The following is an 18,568-nucleotide window of genomic DNA, read 5'->3' as shown; positions in this document are numbered from 1 at the left end:
TCCCAGGCTCGCTTGAAGTCCCGGACCACGTCGGCGTGCTCGGCGGTCGACGGGCCCCGCGAGGTGTCGATTCGGCGCGGGCGCTGGAGGCGAGCTGACGGCAGGCCGCGGAGGTGCGGCCGACGACGGATCGATCGGCTGGCGATGATCACCCAGGATGTCAAAGCGCCCGACGGCACCGTTGTCGACAGCATCGATCTCACCGCCAAGGTGACTCTGCAGCGCTCCGGCCGGGACTGGCGCATCGATTCGGTCGAATTCGTCTGAGCATGTGCGGGTGTTATCGGCGTTCGAGGTGCGTGGCGATGGGTCGGTGCATAGGCTCACAGGGCTTGTATTTCGATTGCCTGGAGTTTTCTCGATGACGTTGCCGTCTTCGGCGCACAGCCGTGCACCGTTCACTTCGCCGATCGACACGGATGGGCCGCGGGTGGCGTTGTACACGCCGGAATTCGCGGCGGATCCGCATCGGGCATATCGGGATATGCGGGAGCGGTACGGGGCGCTGGTGCCGGTGGATCTGGCGCCGGGGGTGCCCGCCACATTGGTGGTCGGCTATTACTCGGCGTTGCAGATCCTCAATGATCCGGATCATTTTCCGGCCGATCCGCGCACCTGGCAGCAGAGTGTGGCCGCGGACTGCCCGGTGCTGCCGATGATGCAGTGGCGACCGAATGCCCTGCGCAATGCCGGTGAAGCGCACGCCAGGTATCGGCAGGCCAATGTCGCGGGCCTGGAGAAGGTCGATCAGTACCACCTGCACGATACGGTGGCGAAACTCGCTGTTCCGCTGATCAATTCGTTCTGCGGCGACGGGTCGGCCGATCTGGTGCGCCAGTACGCGTTTCCGCTCGCCTTCACGGTGCTCAACGCCATGCTCGGGTGCCCGGACGATATCGCGCAGCAGGCCGCGACCGGTATGGCCGCGATCTTCGAGGGCATCGATGCCGAGCACGGCAACCAGTTGCTCGTCGGGGCGATGCTGGAATTGACCCAGCTCAAGCGCGTCGAGCCCGGCGACGACATCACCACCCGAATGCTGCGGCATCCGGCGGCGCTGAGCGATACCGAGATGGTGCACCAGTTGGGCACGCTGTACGGCGCGGGCATCGAACCGCAGCAGAATCTGATCGTCAATGCCCTGCTGCTGATTCTCACCGACGAGCGGTTCGGCGGCAGCGTGCTCGGCGGCACCATGTCGACCAGGGACGCGCTCGACGAGGTGTTGTTCAACAATCCGCCGATGGCGAACTTCTGCATCACATTTCCGCGCCAGCCGATCCTGATCGACGATGTCTGGCTACCCGCCCACCAGCCGGTCGTCATCAGCATCGCCGCCTGCAACACCGATCCGGCGATCGTCGCGAATCAGTACGCGGGCAATCGCTCCCATCTGGCCTGGGGCGCCGGACCACACGTATGTCCTGCGAATTCGATGGCCTACATGATCGCCCAGGACGCCATCGACCAACTACTCGACGCCTTACCCGAGATCCGCCTCGCGGTGCCCCCCGACCAGCTGACCTGGCGGCCGGGCCCCTTTCATCGCGCACTCACCGCACTCCCGATCGCCTTCCCACCAGCGCCTCCGCTTTTGTCCTAGGACTGACGGTGCCTCCCCGGCGTGTGCCGGTTGTGCCAGGCTCGGCTCATGCGACTGAGTATTTCCCTCGCCGACTTCACCTGGCCGGATTCACCGGGTGCGATCGGCCCGCGAGTCGACCGGATCGTGCGGGCCGCTGATCAGTCCGGGCTCGACTCGGTATTCGTCATGGATCATCTGTTCCAGATCGGTTCGAACGGCCCGGCGGAACACGACATGCTCGAGGCCTACGCCGCGCTGGGGTATATCGCGGCGCGGACCGAGCGAATTCGGTTCGGCGCTCTGGTCACCGCCGTCAGCTATCGGGATCCGGGTCTGCTGGTCAAGAGCGTCACGACCCTCGATGTGCTATCCGGTGGCCGCGCCTGGCTCGGCATAGGCGCGGCCTGGAATGGCGACGAAGCCGCGGGTCTCGGCCTGTTCTTCCCGCCGACCTCCGAGCGATACGAGCGCCTGGAGGAAACCCTGCGGATCGCGAAGCAGATGTGGGCGGGCTCCGAAAAGCCTTTCCACGGACGGCATTACACGCTCGAACGCCCGCTCAATGTTCCCAACGCGCTGACCCGCCCGCATCCGCCCATCATGATCGGCGGCCAAGGCGAGCGAAAGACACTGCGCTTGGTCGCGCAATACGCCGACGCCTGCAATCTGTTCGGTGAATCCGCCGAGACCGTCGCGGCCAAACTCGAAGTCCTGCACGGACATTGCGAAGCCGTCGGCCGTCCGTACGAGGACATCGAAAAGACCATGGTCGCGTACTGGTACCCGGATAAATCGGTTGCCGAGCAGGCGGATTCGTTCGCCCGCTTTGCGGATGTGGGCATCCAGCACGTCGTACTCGGCCGCTCCGGCCCGTTCGTGGACGAGGACTTCGAGCAGATCGGCGAATTGGTGCGCACAGTCGCCGACCTCTGATTTCGATCAGCCGATCGAAGCTGGATATGCAGTGGGTCGTGGCCAGGTGGAGTTCACCGGGCGCTGGTCGAATGGGATGGCATTGTTCGCCAGGGAGGAAGAGGCCATGACCAGCATCGATACTCACAGCAATGGGACCGTCACCACCCGCGTCGAGGAATTGACGGCGGTATTCGAGCGGGGGCTGCAGGAGAATCTGGGGGTCGGCGCGTCGCTGGGGATTCGGCTGGAGACGGCGGGGGACGGGTACACCCGGTACTACCTCGATCCGAATCCGGCCACCATCAACGCCATGTTCACGGTGCACGGCGGGGTGATCGCGACGCTCATGGACACCGCGATGGGCAGTGCGGTATTCACGAAACTCGGTGACGGCGTGGCCTATACGACGTTGGAGCTGAAGGTGAATTTCATTCGGTCGGTGACATTGGACGGATCGCGGCTCACATGTGAGGCCAATGCGATTCACGTCGGACGCCGCACCGCGACAGCGGAGGGGCGGATCGTGGATGCGAACGGCAAGTTGATCGCGCATGGCTCGACCACGATTCTGGTGCTGAATCCGGAGCAGTGAAATAAATAGCCCTGCCTCCGAACATGTGGAGGCAGGGCTATTTGTCAGGCCAGCGCGTTGCACTCGCCGATGAAACGAACCAATTCGTCGAGCCGGTCGGATCTGGCATCCACCGTCCGGTCGATCACCTTCACCAGATGCTCATAGGCTTCGGTGTGGTCGTAGGAGGCCACATCGGCGATCTTCAGCGCCCACCGCCAGTAGCCGCGCATGGTATCGGCCAGTGGCATGCGGAAATTGGCGATGACATCGCGGATCGGCTCCACGGTCGCATCGCCCTGCACCCGCAGATAGCGCCCGACCACATCGGCCATGAAGCTGAAATGCCGTGCCTCGTCACGGGATAACCGGCCCAGCACCGCCGCGAGGATCGGGTCGTCGACCACATCGCGCAGGTGCTGGTAGTACATCTGGGTCGCCTTCTCCTGCACCAGCGCATAGGCGAAGAACTGCACCGGATGGTCGTAGGGCAGATCGAACGGCTTCTGTCCTTCGATCGCCAATTCTTCACGGAGAGAACCGCGTTCAGCGATACCGGATGCTTCCTGGTATCGGGTGAGCGCGCGTGCGTGGGTATCCTCCTCCAGCGCCCACCGCACGGTGAAGTGGTATAGCTCGCGGTTGTGGACGAAGGTGGCCCGGTCCACGGTGTCGTCCACCGGGAAATGCCGGTGGTACACATCGAAATAACCGGGCAGATGATCCTCGATGAGGGTGACGAACTGCACCGCCGAGCGCTGCCCCTCGGTGAGCCGGCCCGCATCGGCCAGCGACCAGTCGAAGGCGGTCTCCACATCCCAGGCCCGCATGGCCGGAGAGGCGGCGAGGAAGCCGTCGACCGCGGCGGCCACCTCGTCGACCGGAATCAGAGCTGACTCCATCTTCATCTGCGTCTCCTACCGGGCATTGCGACAGGTCAGCGCGTAATGCTTGGTCGTATAACCCCATCCGGCATTGGCGATCTCCAGGTAGTGCCGCAGCTTCGCGGCCAGCCCGGGGCCGTGCGCGTCGATGCGCTCGGCGGCCGCGTCGACATTGGCGATCCAGTCATCGATGGTGCGGCGGTAGTGCTCGGTGAGGTCGTCCACCGCGATGATCGAGAAACCGGCGTCCTCGGCGGCGGTCAGCAGCTCCGACAGTGGGCGCAGATCGCCCCAGCCGAAAATGTCCTCGCGGACGAATTCGGTGCCGACGCGGGTGTCGAAGGCATTGCGGGCGGAGGCATTTCGGAAACAGCTTTCCGAGACATAGAGTGCGCCACCACGCCGCAGCACCGCCCGTGCACGCCGGAAGACCGCACCGAGGTCGGGCATGTGCACGATCGAGCCGAGCAGCGTCACCGCGTCGAAGCTGCGCACCGGCAGGTCGAGCTCTTCGAAGTGTCCGACCTTGGTGTGCACCCGCTCGGTGACACCACGCGCGACGGCCTGCTCGGCAATGTACTCGTGCTGGCGCGGTGCCGGGCTGACTCCCATTGTGTCGCAACCGAATTCCTCGGCCATGAACAGGATCAGCGAACCCCAGCCGCAGCCGACATCGAGCAGTCGTTCCCCGCCGCGCAGACCGAGCCGATCGGCGACGAAGCGCAACTTCTGCCGCTGCGCCTGCTCGAGGGTAACTGTATTCACCCGCCCCGCCGACTCCGTCGGCTGCCATCCCCCAGTCGGCGAGTTGTACAGCGCCGAACTGTATTTGCGCAGCGGGTCGAGGAACTGGCCGAAGATATCGGGATCCAGGTCGTAGTGCTGGTTGGTATCGGCGGTGACGGTCATGCCGCCGCCTCGTGCAGGGCCCGATCGACCACCTTGACGACATCGGCGAGCGTGGAGAGACCGAAGACGTCCTGGTCCTCCAGCTCGATGTCGTAGGTGCGTTCGATCTTGGCGACCATGCGCAGCACGCGCACCGAATCGACGCCCGCCATGCCGCGCAGGTCGACGTCGGGCCGCAGTTCGGCCTCGGCGATGCCGGTCTCGGCGGCGGCGATATCGGTGACGGTGCGCAGGATGTCGTCGGCGGTGTGGGTCATTGCTGAACTCCATTCGAAGAGAGGGCATTCGCGGTGGTCAGTGCGTGCGAGAGCAGGGCGACCTCGTCGTCGCGGAGGGTGAGTTGATGGCGGATCGCATCGAGTTCGAACCGCTGATAGGCCGCACTGGAGGTGGCGCAGACGGTGCCGTCGGCATCCAGGATCTCGGCGGACGCCTGAATCGGGTGCTGCGATTCGGATAGTGTTGCCACACAGCGGTATTCGCTGTCGATCAGCAGCGGGGAAATGAATCGGGTGCGCTGCGAGACCGTGAATGCGGGATGGTGGCGGGCCAGCACGATGAGATTGCCCATCACCTCATCGCAGATCACGCCGATGAGCCCGCCGTGCACAACCCCCGGATAGGACTCGAAGCTTCGTCCGAGCCGGAACCGGGCCTGTAGGCCGTCCGGATGCGGTTCGAACTCGAGCCGCAGCCCGGACGCGTTGTGCGGGGAGCAGCCGAAGCAGTGGTAGTCCGGAATCACCGACCACGGCACCTGGACCGAGCTGTGTCGCTCCATGAGCTAGGCGATCGCGTCGGCGAGGGCGCGGCGGACCTTCGCATTGGAGGACAGGTCGAGGCCGGTCATATTGGCGAAGGTGCGACGCACCTTGTCGTGCAGCACCTCCAGCTCACCCTCGGCGGCGACCTGTTCGAGGAACAGATCGAATCCGGTGTCGATGGTCTCGTGGTCGCCGAGTTCGCTGATGCCCGCCTTGAAGGTGCTCACCGGATGCTTGATCTTGGCCTCGGAGCTGTAGACGTAGAGGGTCTCCAGCACCGAGGCCAGTTCCTCGGGCCGCTGCTCCAGCCGCTTGGTGGCGTAGTGGATGAATTCGCGGGCATGTCCGGCCTCGTCGCGGCTCGCATTGAGCAGCAGGCCCTTCAGCACCGGCTCCTGCACCCAGCTCGCGACGGCGCGGTAGATGTGATTCACCGTGAGTTCGGAGATGATGTTGGTGGCAAGGGTGGCCGATGGGGTGCTGCCGGGCGCGTACGGCTCGCGCATGGAGTCGACGGCCTTCTCGTCCACGCTCTCGCCGACCGCACCGAGCCAGGAGCGAAAAGCGTAGTGGTGCTGCACTTCCTGGTATCCCCACACCACGGCGAAGGTGGAGAAGTCGTAGTCGTCGACGAATTCGTTCATGAAGCCGTGCACCGCGGCGATGACATTGGATTCGCCCATCGTCGCGCTCTTGGCCAGGGTCACGTATTCGGGGCGGACCAGTGCGCGGTCGACGGCGTCGAGGTCCAGATCGGTCAGCCGCCAATGCAGGCGCTCGTAGTGACGGAAGACTTCATAGCTGTGCACAGGAGGCTCCAGTTCGGTCGAAGGTCATTGCCGTTGGGAGATGAGGTCGCGGGCGGCGAGGCGCTGCAGTTTGCCGCTGCTGGTGCGTGGAATGCTGCGTGGTGCAACGAGATACACCTCGACCGCGGCAAGTCCGAGTTCGGTGGAGATGCGGCCGCGGATCTGATGGGCGAGTGCGTCTGCCGCGGCGCCGGTACATTCGGATTCGGCGATCAGCGCGATGACATCCGCGCCGTCGGGGTCGGTTGCGGCGGTGCAGCGGCCCTTGTAGATGCCGTCGAGGTCACGCACGGCGGCCTCGACATCCTGGGCGTAGTAGTTGATCCCGCGCACGGTGATCATGTCCTTGCAGCGGCCGGTGACGAAGAGTTCACCATCGCGCTGGTAGCCGAGATCGCCTGTGCGCAGCCAACCTTCGGTGTGCAGTCCCGCAACGCTCGACGGGTCGGCGGTCAAATAGCCGTCGGTCACCGAGGGACCCTGGATGTGGATTTCACCGACCGCGCCGTCCGGGAGTTCCGCGCCGGTGCCGAGATCCACAATCCGCAGTCGCAGATCGACCACGGCTTTGCCGACACCGGCCACGGCACGCGCGCCGGGTGCGTCGGGCGAAACAACCTGCGCCCGAGCATCTTCCGCGAGCGCCGTGCGGTCGACCCACTCGAACAGCGGTTCCCGCCCGAGCGGTGGGAAGGCCACGGCGAGGGTGGCCTCCGCCATGCCGTACACCCCGAACATCGTCGAGGGCGCGAAACCGGCGGGCGCGAAACGCTCGCAGAACGCCTCGACCACATCGCGGGAGATCGGTTCGGAACCGTTGAAGGCGATGCGCCAGCGCCGCAGGTCGTAGTCGGTGACCTCGTCCGCCGGGATGGCGTTGAGCAGGGCTTCGTAGCCGAAATTCGGCATGGCGGTGATCGTGGTGCCACTGGCCGCGAATTCCGCGAGCCAGCGGGCCGGATCCTTGACGAATGCCAGCGGCGACCAGACGTGCGCCGGAATTCCGCGCAGGATCGCCGACAACGTGCCGAACAGGCCCATATCGTGGAACAGCGGCAGCCAGAACCCGCCCTGATCGGTCAGGTCGAGCGCGATGCCGGTGCGGATCGCGGCCAGCCCGCTGAGGGCGTTGTGATGAGTCAGGCGAACGCCTTTGGGGGTGGCGGTGCTGCCGGAGGTGAACTGCACGATGGCCAGGTCGTCGGCGTCGATGGCGGGCAGCGGGGTGCTGTCCTCGGTGAATAGCGTTGCCGTGTCGACCAATTCGATGTTCACTGCGGTGTCGAGCAGCGCGGCCAGATCGGCGAAGCGATGCGACACCAGCACCGTGCGCATCCCGGCGGCCGCCACGATGGTCGCGAGCTTCTGCGGATATCCGCTCAGCTGCGCGGAACCGGCGGGCAGGGGCAGGGGAGTCGCGGCACCGCCGGCCGCCGCGACACCGAACAGCCCGATCAGGAATTCGGGCGCATTCGGGCACAGGATGCCAATGGGCTCGCCCCGCTGTATTCCGCGCCGGACCAGCGCTGCGGCAGCTGCGCGGGAGAGCCGGTCGAGTTCGGCGTAGGTCAGCGTTTCCGAAACCGACCAAAATGTGGCGGCCACCTCGGGGTGCTCGGTCGCGATCCGGGCCAGCCGGCCCGGCAGCGTTTCGACCGATTCCGCAGAATTCATGTCTGCCACGACAACAGCGAATTGTGACAACGCCTTGAACGCATTGTGAATTACGGTCTGCGATAAACATCCGCGATCATTCAATCGCGTTGCCCGATAAGGTATTCGGGCTATTGCGCGATCGGAACGGACAATCGTCGCCGTACCGTCGGGTGCGCCGGCACCACGATGGACCGGAATTGTTTTCGCCCGGTGTCCATTTCGCATTCCATTCAGGAGTTGCCGGTGAGTTCCGACCATTCCGCGGTCGAGGAGTCGACCCCGGTGCAGCTGGCGGTCGTCGAGAGCGTCGCACCGCATATGCGACACAATCCGTATGACAGTTATGCGGTGCTGCGCGACGCGGGCCCCTTCGTACCCGGACCGCACGATATGCACCTGGTGACCCGGCACCACGAGGCACAGACGATCATGCAGGACCCGCGCTGGAGCCACGCCGAGGAACCACAGCTGCTGCACGGCGACAGCGATGTCGAACTCCCCGGCTCGTTCCTCTGGATGGAGCCGCCGGAGCACACCCGATTGCGCGGACTGGTCAGCAAGGCATTCACCGCGCGCACCGTCAGCGGCATGCGGGATCGGGCCGAACAGCTGGTCGACGATCTGCTGGCGAAGATGCTCGCCGCGGGCGAGGTCGATCTGCTGGATGCGCTGGCCTATCCGCTGCCGCTCACCATGGTGTGTGAGCTGCTCGGCGTCCCGGCCGAGGCACATGAGCACGTGCGTCAGATCTCGACCGGCATCGCTCGCGGCCTCGATCCGGATCTGCTGCTCTCGCCCGAGGAATTGGCCGCACGCACCACGGCGGTGCACGCCTTCCTGGAGTTCTTCGGCGATCTGGTGGAGCAGCGCCGCAAATCCCCGCGCGACGACCTGATCACGGCGCTGGTGCAGGCCGATGACGCGGGCGCCCGGCTGACCCGCACCGAATTGCTGGGCACGCTGCTGATTCTCGTGGTCGCCGGGCACGAGACGACCGTCAACCTGATCGGCAACGGGGTGCTCGCGCTGATCCGCAATCCCGAGGAGTTCGAGCGACTGCGCGAATTCCCGGAACTGTGCGAATCCGCCGTCGACGAGGTGCTGCGCTACGACGCGCCGGTGCACCTCACCACCCGCACCGCGCACGACGTGATCACCGTCTCCGGACGGACTTTCGCACCCGGTGATGCGGTGATCGTCCTGTTGGCCTCCGCGAACCGCGACCCGCTGGCCTTCCCGGACGCCGACGAGTTCGATATCGCGCGATACGCCAGGGGTCGAAAGGCCGAGCGGCACTTGTCCTTCGGCCTCGGCCTGCACTACTGCCTCGGCGCACCGCTGGCCCGGCTGGAGATGCAGGTGGTGCTGCGTGCCATCGCCGATCGCGTCGGTGCCATGACCCTGCTCGAGGAACCGCCGTATCGGCCGAATGTGGTTGTGCGCGGCATGTCCGAACTTCATGTGCGGCTGGAGGGAAAATGAATACAGCATCGCGGAGCGATTCCATGGGGGGTGGCGGCCGGATGACGGGTGGGCGTACAGCGATTCCGATTACGTTCGATGCCTTCGATCCCACTGAGCGCGCGGACCCGTATCCGGCATACCGTCGGGTGCGCGATGCCGCCGCACTGTTCCCGTACGAATTCGGCGATGTGCCGGTCACTTTGATCACCCGCTACGAGGAATGCGCCGCCATCCTCACCGGCTCGGACTGGGGTCACGGCTACGCCGCCGGAATCAGCCCGTTCCGCGACACCACCGCCGCGATTCCGGGTTCCTTCGTCCGAATGGATCCGCCCGAGCATGGCCGCTACCGCAAGCTGGTGGCGAAGGCGTTCACACCGCGGCTGATGGCGGAGATGGTTCCGGTCGCCGGTCAGGTGGTCAGCGATCTGGTCGACGCGGCGGTGCGGCGTGGCGAACTGGATGTGCTCAACGATCTCGCGGTACCCCTCGCCGTCGCGATGGTGCCGGTCCGGCTGCTCGGCGCCGATCCAGCCGATGGCGCGCTGTTCCGCGAGTGGCAGCTGGCGATCGCGCGGGGCAGCGACCCGGATTCGCTGCTCGGCCCGGACGAGGTGGCCGCACGCGGCAGCGCGGCAATGGAGTGCATGGGTTACTTCGCCCGGCTGATCCAGCAGAAGCAGGCGAATCCGACACCCGATCTGCTGAGCGCGCTGGCGGCCGCGAGCGGTGCGCAGCTGACCGAGCCCGAGGTGATCGGAATCGCGCTGCTGACGCTGGTCGCGGGCATGGAGACCTCGATCAACCTGATCGGCAACGGCATGCTCGCACTGCTGCGCAATCCGGCTCAGCTGCAACTGCTTCGGGACAATCCGGAGTTGATCGGTCCGTCGCTGGACGAGATGCTGCGCTACGACGCCCCGACCCAGTTCACCATCCGAGTCGCCCTGGCCGACACCACAGTCGGGGAGCACGAATTCCGCCGCGGGGACGGCGTGGTCGTACTCACCGCCTCGGCCAGCCGGGACGATCGGGTATACCCGGACGCCGACAACTTCGATGTCACCCGCTACTCCGGAAACCGCCCGGCGCGCAAGCATCTCGGCTTCAGCCTCGGCATCCACTACTGCGTCGGTGCGCCGCTCGCGCGAATCGAGGCGGAGGCCGCCCTCGGCACCCTGCTCGACCGGGCTCCGAAACTCGAACTCGCCACCGACACCGTCGAATACCGGCCCAGCCTGATCCATCGCGGCATTGTGTCGCTGCCGGTGTCCCTGTGAGCGAGCGCAGCGAGCGAACCGAAGACACTGCCGGGCATCGCTCGGTCATGGCGGAGCCGAGCGCCGGCGAGGCGGAGTCATGAACGGGCACAGCGAAGGCGAAGGCATGAACGAGCGGCGGCACGCGGTGGTGCTCGGCGCGGGCATCGCCGGATTGCTCGCCGCCCGGGTGCTCTCCGAGCACTATGCCCGGGTCACCATTTTCGATCGCGACATGGTGGCCGGCACCGCCATGCGGCGCGGTGTACCACAGGCACGGCATCTGCACGGGTTGCTGGATCGCGGCCGGACCATCATCGAACAGCTGTATCCGGGTCACCTCCGAAATGGCCGATCGCGGCGCGACCACTGCGGAGGCTTTGGTCGGAACCCGTTGGTACGTAGGCGGATTGCGAGCCGCGCCGACTCCGACCGGACTGACCTCGGTAATCGCGACCAGGCCGCTACTGGAAGAGGTACTACGGCAGCGGACGCTCGCCACACCGGGCGTGCGCCTGTGCGAGGGGATGGCGCGCGGCCTGATCGGCGATGCCGCGCGGGTGCGTGCGGTATCGGTCTCCGGCGGCTACGGTGCCGAGGCGCATGCCACCGACCTCATCGTCGACGCGACCGGCCGTGGCTCCCGGGCGAGCGTATGGCTGGCGGCCCTCGGCGCGCGGATCCCACTGGAGGAACGCCTCGAGGTCGATCTCGGCTATACCTCCGGATTCTTCCGCTGGCGGCCAGGACAATTGGGCGGCCAATCCTCGGTGATCATCTCCACCGGCCGGAACGGCCGTGGTGGTGGCGCGATTCGGGTCGAGGGCGACCGCTGGCACATCACGCTGGCAGGCATGCTCGGCGACCATCCGCCGACCGATCCGGACGGCTTCGCCGAATTCGCCGCCACCATCGCCGCACCAGATATCCACGAACTCATCACCACCTCCGAACCGCTCGATGAGTTGGTGCCGCATCGTTTCCGCTCACCGGTGCGCCGCCGATTCGAGCGGCTTTCCACTGTGCCGCAAGGCTTTCTGGTACTCGGCGACGCGCTGTGCAGCTTCAATCCGCTGTACGCGCAGGGCATGGCCGTGGCCGCCCAGCAAGCTCTCGTCCTGCGTGACTGTCTGCGCGCCGGATCCGAGGCCGGGCTACCCGCCCGGTTCTACTCCGCCGCGGGCAAAGTGGTCGATGTCGCGTGGCAGCTCGCGGCGGGTGCCGACCTCAGCCATCCGGGCGTCGTCGGCCCGCGTACGACGCGCACGCGCCTCACCAATGCCTATGTCGGCCGAGCGCATCGTGCCGCACATGTCGATCCGCAGGTCGCGCGCACCTTTCTGCGGGTCGCCAATCTCGTCGAACCACCCACGGCACTCCTGCGCCCGTTGATCGCGGGCCGAATCCTGCTGCGCGGCAACACAAAATCGGTCGCAATAGCCGAACGCACACCGATCCTCATCGAACCGACGAGGTGACGGGTCCGCAATGTCGCGCCCCGCACCGCCACAATCCGACCGGCCGCACCGCCAGTTCGGCGGTGCACCGCACAGAAGGGACCACCCCGACATGTCGCAAGCGAATACGGCGGTGGCGGATCAGGATTCCGCCATCCAGACCGCCATCGCCCACTTATTCGGCCCGGAAGGCAGGCCCGACCCCTACACCCCCGCACGGGTCCTGCGCGAAGCGGGCCCGCTGCATCAGACCCCGCTCGGCCACCACCTGCTGACCCGCTACGAGGACTGCACGGCCGTTCTTTCGACCACGGCGTGGAGTCATGCGGAAGAGGCCGCGATGATGCATCCCACCGTGTCACCGGATGATGCGCCCGAGGAACTGCCCACTTCGTTCCTCTGGATGGAGCCGCCGGACCACACCCGGCTGCGCAATCTGGTGACCAAGGGCTTTACCCCGCGCATGGTGACCCGGCTGCGCCCGCGCATCGAGCAGCTCACCGAGGAACTCGTCGACAATGCCCTGGCCGCAGGCGAATTCGATCTCGTCGAGATGATCGCCTACCCGCTGCCGCTGATCATCGCCTGCGAGTTGATCGGCGTGCCGCCGGAGGCCTATGAGCAGGTGCACCAGTGGTCCCAGGACCTGGCGCGCGGCTTCGATCACGACTACACGCTGCCAGAGGAGGCGCTGAAGGCCCGCAGCGCCGGTTCGCGCGGCTTCATGGGTTACTTCCGTGAGTTGCTGAACGAACGGCGCCACGATCCGAAGGACGACCTGCTGAGCGTGCTGTCGCAGGTCGAGGACCGCGGCGATGTGCTCACCGAACAGGAACTGCTGGCCACCTGCATCACCACCTTCGTCGCCGGGCACGAGACCACCGCGAATCTGATCGGCACCGGCATGCTGCAGCTGATGCGCAATCCGGGCGAAATCGCGGCCCTGCGCGCACGTCCCGAACTGACCGCATCCGCACCCGACGAACTGCTGCGGCTGGAGCCATCGGTGCAGATCACCACCCGCGCCGCCACCCGGCCGATCACTGTCGCAGGCCATGAGTTCGAAACCGGCGAAGGGGTTGTGGTGCTGATCAATTCGGCCAACCGCGACGATGCCGTTTTCGCGGATCCGGACCGGGTCGACGTCGCCAGGTATTCCGATCCGATGCGTCCGGCCAAGAAGCACCTCGGCTTCAGTCTCGGCATCCACTACTGCCTCGGCGCACCGCTGGCCCTGCTGGAGATGGAGGTGCTGCTCGACGTGCTGTTACGGAAGGTGCGTGATATCGAGCCGCTTTCCGACGAACCGCCCTATAAGCCGAATGTGGTAATCCGCGGCCTGGAAGCTCTGCCGACGAGGTTCACCGCCAAGTGAGTTGTGCTCGGACCCGGTGTGATAGCGCACCGGGTCCGAAGGTGACCTATTCGCTATTGCCTAGGTCCGTGGTTTGGGCGATGCTGGATAGTCGCGGCTCCCGCGATAGCACATATGCGAAACGCATAGGGGTCAGTTCACCCGGCCGCAATGGTTTCGGCGAAAACCGTCCGACCGCGGTTCATCCTCGGTTACCTGGCTCCGCTAACGTTTCGGGTACGCAGAATAAGGAGCCGGCGGCATGGAGTTCCGACATCTGGTTTCATTCATCACTATTGCCGAAGAGCTGCATTTCGGCCGCGCAGCGCAGCGCCTGCATCTCACGCAGCCCAGTCTCAGTGCCCAACTGCAGAAGCTGGAGAAATCACTCGGCGTGCAACTGGTCGCACGTAACTCCCACGAGGTCAAATTGACCCCGGCGGGCCGAGAATTCGAGAGTCAAGCCCGCATCATCGTGGCCCAGATGGACCGGGCCGCCCAGGTCGCCAAGGCGACCGCCGAGGGGCGCGCGGGCACCCTCAATATTGGTTACAACCTTCCGGCCAGCAGACATGTGCTGCCGGAGGCGCTCACCGGAATGACCGAACGACATCCCGATATCGTGGTGTCGCTGTGGGAGAAGCGCACCGGCCCGCAGCTGGCGGCGCTGGCCGACGGCTCGCTCGACGTGGCGCTGGTCTACGGCCACCCGAGCACCTCGGACTTCTCGTATCGCCGATTGCTGCACCGGGTTCCGCTGGTCGCGGTGGTCGGGCGCAGACACCGCTGGGCCGACCGGCCCGGCGTGCCGTTCGCCGAATTGGCGGGGCAGGAATGTGTGCTGTTCGCCCGCGAACAGTGTCCGGCCATGTACGACTCCATCTTCCGCGCGGCCGCGGACACCAGGATCAGCCTGGCGGTCGCGCATACCGCGGATGATCCCGGTGCGACCGCGCATATGGTCTCGGTGCGTCCGTTCGTCGGATTCGCCTCGCTACCGCGCGCGATCTCGATGGGGATGGGTGCGCCGGGCAGTAGCTCGGTGGCGGTCAAACTGTTCGATCCGGTGCCGACATTGGATTTGTACGCGGTGTGGCGTACGGATGAGACGAATCCGGCGGTTTCGTTTTTCCTGGACTGCATCGATTCCCCCGAACCGGCACGTATAGATATTGCCCGCGCGCTATCGGCTTGAGTGCTTCGATAGGCCATGACATTCGCGCGGTAGGAACCTCTGTATCGGCGGGGACGTAATTCGTTGTCGCCGACCAGAATTCGACATTGTGAATACAGTGTCAGTGACCGAGAACGGAATCGACCTCCCGGACGACGCGAGTTTGTACTCGGTGATTTCCGGTGCGGCCGCGGCACATCCGCAACGGCATTCGCTGTGCGGCGCGGACGGGACCCAACTCACCTGCGCCGAAGTGGACCGGCGAGCTCGGGCGCTGGCTTCGGCGCTGGCCGGACGTGGCGTGCAAGCGGGGGATCGGGTCGCGATCCTCGGCCGCACGAGTCTGGAGTGGGCGCTGCTGGACTGCGCACTGCTCGCCCTCGGCGCGGTGGTCGTTCCGGTGTATCCGACCTCGTCGGCGGCGCAGATCGAGCACATCCTGCGCGATAGCGGCAGTGCCTATTTCGTCGCCGAAGACGAGTCCGATGGAGCGCGCCTGCGGGCCGCGGGTGCGGGCGAGGTCTGGACCTTCGCACTGATCGCGGAGTGGACGGCCACCGAGATCGACGCCGATCTCGGTGCCCGTATCGCCGCGGTGCACGCCGATGACCTGGCCATGATCGTCTACACCAGCGGCACCACCGGCGTCTCCAAGGGATGCCTGATCACGCACCGCAATATGTTCGTATCCTCGGCCAATACCGTGCGCCAGACCGGCGAGCTGTTCGACGGCACGACCGTGCTCGCGCTGCCGCTGTCGCACGTCTTCGGCCAGACCATCCTGTTCGCCTGCCTGTTCGGCGGCAGCCGCACGCACCTGCTGCCCGGCATCCCGGAGCTGGTGCCAGTGCTGCCGACGCTGCGGCCCACCTTCCTGGCGCTGATTCCCTACGGCCTGGAGAAGATTCGCAAGTACTGCCGAACGCTGCTGTCCGGCACCGAGGAGCAGGAGGCGGTGGCGCGCGGGTTGGCAGTGTTGCGTGACCAGGCGACACCGGAGCCGTCCGACCATCCGGTGGCGGTCGCGCTCGGTGGACAGCTGTGCTCGGTCATCTCCGGCGGCGCCTCGCTCGACGAGTCGACGATCGGGTTCTACGCCGGATTCGGTGTGGTGCTGCTGAACTGCTACGGGCTCACCGAGGCCGCGACCGCCGTGACGGTCAGTGCCCCGGAAACCAATCGGCTCGGCACCGTCGGGCGACCGATTCCGGGCACTTCGGTCGCCATCGCGGAAGCCGACGGCGAAGTGCTGGTCGGTGGCCCGCATGTCTCGCCTGGCTACTGGGGTGCGGCGGCGGACCAGGCCGTCGTGGACGACGAAGGGTGGCTGCACACCGGCGATATCGGTGAACTCGATGCCGACGGCTATCTGCGCATCACCGGCCGCAAGAAGGAGATCCTGGTGACCTCCGGCGGCAAGAATGTCGCGCCCGCGCCGCTGGAGGACCGGGTGCGGCTGCATCCGCTGGTGAGCAACTGCATGGTGGTCGGTGACGGCCGCGATTACGTCACCGCACTGGTGACGCTGGATCCGGTGCAGGTGCAGCGCTGGCGCGGCGACCATCCCGACGGTGATCTCGAAGCCGCCGTGCAGTCGGCGGTTGACGACGCGAATTCCCTTGTCTCCCGCGCGGAATCGATCCGTGCATTCCGAATTGTGGACGGCGACTTCACCGTTGACGACGGATTGCTGACCTCCTCGCGGAAACTGCGCCGAGCCGCGATCGCGGCGGCCTATTCCGCCGATATCGACTACCTCTACCCGGCACGCCAACCCGCGCAATAAGCGCGGCCGATCTCGAAATCGAATTCGACTACCGGAAAGTGATGCGAACATGTACGACGTCATCGTTGTCGGAACTCGGGTTGCGGGTTCCCCGCTGGCCATGCTGCTCGCCAGGAAGGGTTACCGGGTCCTTGCCGTGGACCGCGCCACCTTCCCGAGCGACACCCCCTCGACCCACTACATTCACCAGGCCGGACTCGGAATGCTGAAGTCGTGGGGTCTGCTGGACGAGGTGGTGGCCTCCGGCTGCCCGCCCATCCGGCACCTGAACTTCTCCTACACCGACATCGTCATCAAGGGCTTCGCCGATGTGGCGGCCGACGGCATCGACGCCGTGTACTGTCCGCGCCGCACCGTGCTGGACAAGATCCTGGTCGACGCGGCCGGCAACGCGGGGGTGGAGGTGATCCACGGATTCTCCGTCACCGAGTTGGTGTTCGACGAGGATCGGGTGGTCGGCATTCGCGGGCGCATCCGCGACGGTGCGGAACAGGAGTTCCGTGCCGGTCTGGTGATCGGTGCCGACGGATCGAATTCGACCGTGGCCAAGGCGGTGGGCACCGAGGTGTACGAGGGCTCCCCGGCGGCGTGCTTCGTCTACTACTCCTACTACGAGGGCGTCGACTGGGGTATGCAGCACCGCACCGGATTCGGTGAGCAGCAGTTCGCGTCGTGGCCGACCAATGACGGACTCGCGCTGGTCGCGGTGATGCGCAAGCGCGACCGGTTCCGCGACTTCCGCACCGATCCGGATGCCGGCGTGCAGGAGATCGTCGACCAGATCGACCCGGAAATCGGTGCGCGCCTGCGGGATACGGGTAAGCGGGTCGAGCAGTTCCGGCCGATGCTCTACCCGGATAACTACCGTCGCCGCTCCTACGGACCCGGTTGGGCGCTGGTGGGAGACGCCGGTTACCACAAGGATCCGTTCACCGGCTGGGGCATTACCGACGCCTTCAAGTACGCCCAGTTGCTGGCCGATCTGGTCGACGCCGGCCTGTCCGGCGCCCGGCCGCTCGACGAGGCACTGGCCGAGTACCAGGTGGAGCGCGATGCCCAGAGCGCGAGCACTTACGAACTGACACAGAGCATTTCGGAGCTGTCGCTGACGCCCTATTACGACTCGGTATTCCGCGCGACCAGCTATGACGTGGACTACTCGAAGAAGTTCTTCGGGCTGATCGCCGGAATCTACTCGCCGGACAAGTACTTCGGCGAGCAGGAGCTCACCGAGCTGTACGAGAAAGTCGACTTCCCGGTCGACGCGCGGCATGTCATCAACGATGGGGTGACGGCATGAGCGAGCGCAGCGAGCGAACCATGTTACAGCGCGCATCGTGCACGACGGAACCGAGCGCCAGCGAGGTGCAGTCGTGAGCGGGCCCGGCCTAACCGCGTTGGGCGACAGCTTCGTCGAGGGGCGCGGTGACGCCGCGGCCGGTGGCGGCTACCGCGGCTGGGTGCCCCGATTGGGCGGCCAGCTCGGCCTGCGACCCGCCGCCGTGCGCAACTTCGGTGTGCACGGGGCCACGACCAGCATTGTGCTCGAACAGCAACTACGCCGGGCCGTTTCGACGCGATCCGGCCTCTTCGGTGTCGTCGTCGGCGTGAACGATCTGGTCAGTGACTTCGACCAGGATCGGTTCGAGCGCAACCTCGCAACCCTGTTCGGCACGTTGTGTAGCACTGGCGCAACGGTTTTCACAGCGAGCTACCCCGATATTCCGGCCCGTCTGCCGGTGCCGGACGGTTTCCGTGCGTTGCTGCGGGAGCGGTTTGACTTCGCAAATATGGTGCTGGCCGCCGTCACCGCCGAAACCGGCACCCTGCTGTTGGATATCGCCGCCCAGGCCGAGTGGGGGCGGCCCGAGGTGTGGACCGCCGATGGTCTGCACCCGAGCTCGCTCGGTCATCACATGTTCGCCGCGGGTGCGGCCGAACTCATCGCGTCGCGTACCGCGACCACCGTCGCCGCCTGATT

Annotated in this window: 18 protein-coding genes and 1 pseudogene; 13 read left to right on the top strand and 6 right to left on the bottom strand. The window is 65.9% G+C overall.

Annotation, left to right across the window (positions count from 1 at the left end; genetic code table 11):
- The first annotated feature begins 144 nt into the window (after nt 1–144).
- The 4 genes from ACFYOW_RS22055 (at nt 145) to ACFYOW_RS22040 (ending at nt 3,092) form a co-directional block, all read left to right on the top strand.
- The gene (locus tag ACFYOW_RS22055; protein WP_387290652.1) at nt 145–267 is read left to right on the top strand and encodes a hypothetical protein; all 123 of its coding nucleotides are present in this window, start codon (nt 145–147) and stop codon (nt 265–267) included.
- 94 nt (nt 268–361) lie between these two features.
- Complete coding sequence (locus ACFYOW_RS22050) at nt 362–1,603, top strand: cytochrome P450 (protein ID WP_387290650.1); 1,242 nt, start codon at nt 362–364, stop codon at nt 1,601–1,603.
- A 48-nt stretch (nt 1,604–1,651) separates the two neighbouring features.
- A complete protein-coding gene (locus tag ACFYOW_RS22045) occupies nt 1,652–2,518 on the top strand; it encodes an LLM class F420-dependent oxidoreductase (RefSeq protein WP_387290648.1) in 867 nt (288 codons plus the stop codon).
- A 106-nt stretch (nt 2,519–2,624) separates the two neighbouring features.
- Nucleotides 2,625–3,092, top strand: a complete 468-nt coding sequence (locus ACFYOW_RS22040) for a PaaI family thioesterase (RefSeq protein ID WP_387290646.1) — start codon at nt 2,625–2,627, stop codon at nt 3,090–3,092.
- 44 nt (nt 3,093–3,136) lie between these two features.
- Here ACFYOW_RS22040 and ACFYOW_RS22035 read toward each other — a convergent pair whose 3' ends face one another.
- The 6 genes from ACFYOW_RS22035 to ACFYOW_RS22010 are packed head-to-tail and all read right to left on the bottom strand — an operon-like array spanning nt 3,137 to nt 8,195.
- Nucleotides 3,137–3,979: an acyl-ACP desaturase gene (locus ACFYOW_RS22035; protein ID WP_387290644.1), complete on the bottom strand. Its 843-nt coding sequence runs from the start codon at nt 3,977–3,979 to the stop codon at nt 3,137–3,139.
- A gap of 9 nt (nt 3,980–3,988) precedes the next feature.
- On the bottom strand, nt 3,989–4,864 hold the full coding sequence (locus ACFYOW_RS22030) for an SAM-dependent methyltransferase (RefSeq protein ID WP_387290642.1): 876 nt from the start codon (nt 4,862–4,864) through the stop codon (nt 3,989–3,991).
- A complete protein-coding gene (locus tag ACFYOW_RS22025) occupies nt 4,861–5,121 on the bottom strand; it encodes an acyl carrier protein (protein WP_063041064.1) in 261 nt (86 codons plus the stop codon). The genes ACFYOW_RS22030 and ACFYOW_RS22025 overlap by 4 nt, the downstream gene beginning before the upstream one ends.
- Complete coding sequence (locus ACFYOW_RS22020; protein ID WP_387290640.1) at nt 5,118–5,645, bottom strand: PaaI family thioesterase; 528 nt, start codon at nt 5,643–5,645, stop codon at nt 5,118–5,120. The genes ACFYOW_RS22025 and ACFYOW_RS22020 overlap by 4 nt, the downstream gene beginning before the upstream one ends.
- A 3-nt stretch (nt 5,646–5,648) precedes the next feature.
- Nucleotides 5,649–6,437, bottom strand: coding sequence for a ferritin-like domain-containing protein (locus ACFYOW_RS22015; RefSeq protein WP_387290638.1), 789 nt, complete (start codon nt 6,435–6,437; stop codon nt 5,649–5,651).
- Between the two features lie 24 nt (nt 6,438–6,461).
- Nucleotides 6,462–8,195 (bottom strand): fatty acyl-AMP ligase, encoded by a 1,734-nt coding sequence (locus ACFYOW_RS22010; protein WP_387290636.1) that lies wholly within the window; start codon nt 8,193–8,195, stop codon nt 6,462–6,464.
- A 141-nt stretch (nt 8,196–8,336) separates the two neighbouring features.
- Between ACFYOW_RS22010 and ACFYOW_RS22005 the strand changes: the two genes are divergently transcribed.
- The 9 genes and pseudogenes from ACFYOW_RS22005 to ACFYOW_RS21965 all read left to right on the top strand — a co-directional run bounded on the left by ACFYOW_RS22005 (nt 8,337) and on the right by ACFYOW_RS21965 (nt 18,566).
- Nucleotides 8,337–9,575, top strand: coding sequence for a cytochrome P450 (locus ACFYOW_RS22005; protein ID WP_387290634.1), 1,239 nt, complete (start codon nt 8,337–8,339; stop codon nt 9,573–9,575).
- Nucleotides 9,572–10,837 (top strand): cytochrome P450, encoded by a 1,266-nt coding sequence (locus ACFYOW_RS22000; protein ID WP_387290632.1) that lies wholly within the window; start codon nt 9,572–9,574, stop codon nt 10,835–10,837. The genes ACFYOW_RS22005 and ACFYOW_RS22000 overlap by 4 nt, the downstream gene beginning before the upstream one ends.
- A 79-nt stretch (nt 10,838–10,916) precedes the next feature.
- Nucleotides 10,917–11,033: pseudogene (locus ACFYOW_RS21995) on the top strand (hypothetical protein); the annotation flags it as partial.
- Between the two features lie 130 nt (nt 11,034–11,163).
- Nucleotides 11,164–12,294, top strand: coding sequence for an NAD(P)/FAD-dependent oxidoreductase (locus ACFYOW_RS21990; protein WP_387291446.1), 1,131 nt, complete (start codon nt 11,164–11,166; stop codon nt 12,292–12,294).
- Nucleotides 12,295–12,385: 91 nt separating this feature from the next.
- Nucleotides 12,386–13,648, top strand: a complete 1,263-nt coding sequence (locus ACFYOW_RS21985) for a cytochrome P450 (protein WP_387290630.1) — start codon at nt 12,386–12,388, stop codon at nt 13,646–13,648.
- Between the two features lie 241 nt (nt 13,649–13,889).
- Entirely contained in the window at nt 13,890–14,822 is a 933-nt protein-coding gene (locus tag ACFYOW_RS21980; protein ID WP_063041076.1) for a LysR family transcriptional regulator, read from the top strand.
- Between the two features lie 88 nt (nt 14,823–14,910).
- On the top strand, nt 14,911–16,587 hold the full coding sequence (locus ACFYOW_RS21975; RefSeq protein ID WP_387290628.1) for an AMP-dependent synthetase/ligase: 1,677 nt from the start codon (nt 14,911–14,913) through the stop codon (nt 16,585–16,587).
- 49 nt (nt 16,588–16,636) lie between these two features.
- Complete coding sequence (locus ACFYOW_RS21970; protein ID WP_387290626.1) at nt 16,637–17,887, top strand: NAD(P)/FAD-dependent oxidoreductase; 1,251 nt, start codon at nt 16,637–16,639, stop codon at nt 17,885–17,887.
- Between the two features lie 73 nt (nt 17,888–17,960).
- A complete protein-coding gene (locus tag ACFYOW_RS21965; protein WP_387290624.1) occupies nt 17,961–18,566 on the top strand; it encodes a GDSL-type esterase/lipase family protein in 606 nt (201 codons plus the stop codon).
- The last annotated feature ends 2 nt before the right edge of the window (nt 18,567–18,568 follow it).

This window comes from Nocardia sp. NPDC006982, assembly GCF_042869435.1.
GTDB lineage: Bacteria > Actinomycetota > Actinomycetes > Mycobacteriales > Mycobacteriaceae > Nocardia.
This window is presented reverse-complemented; position numbering and strand designations above follow the sequence as displayed.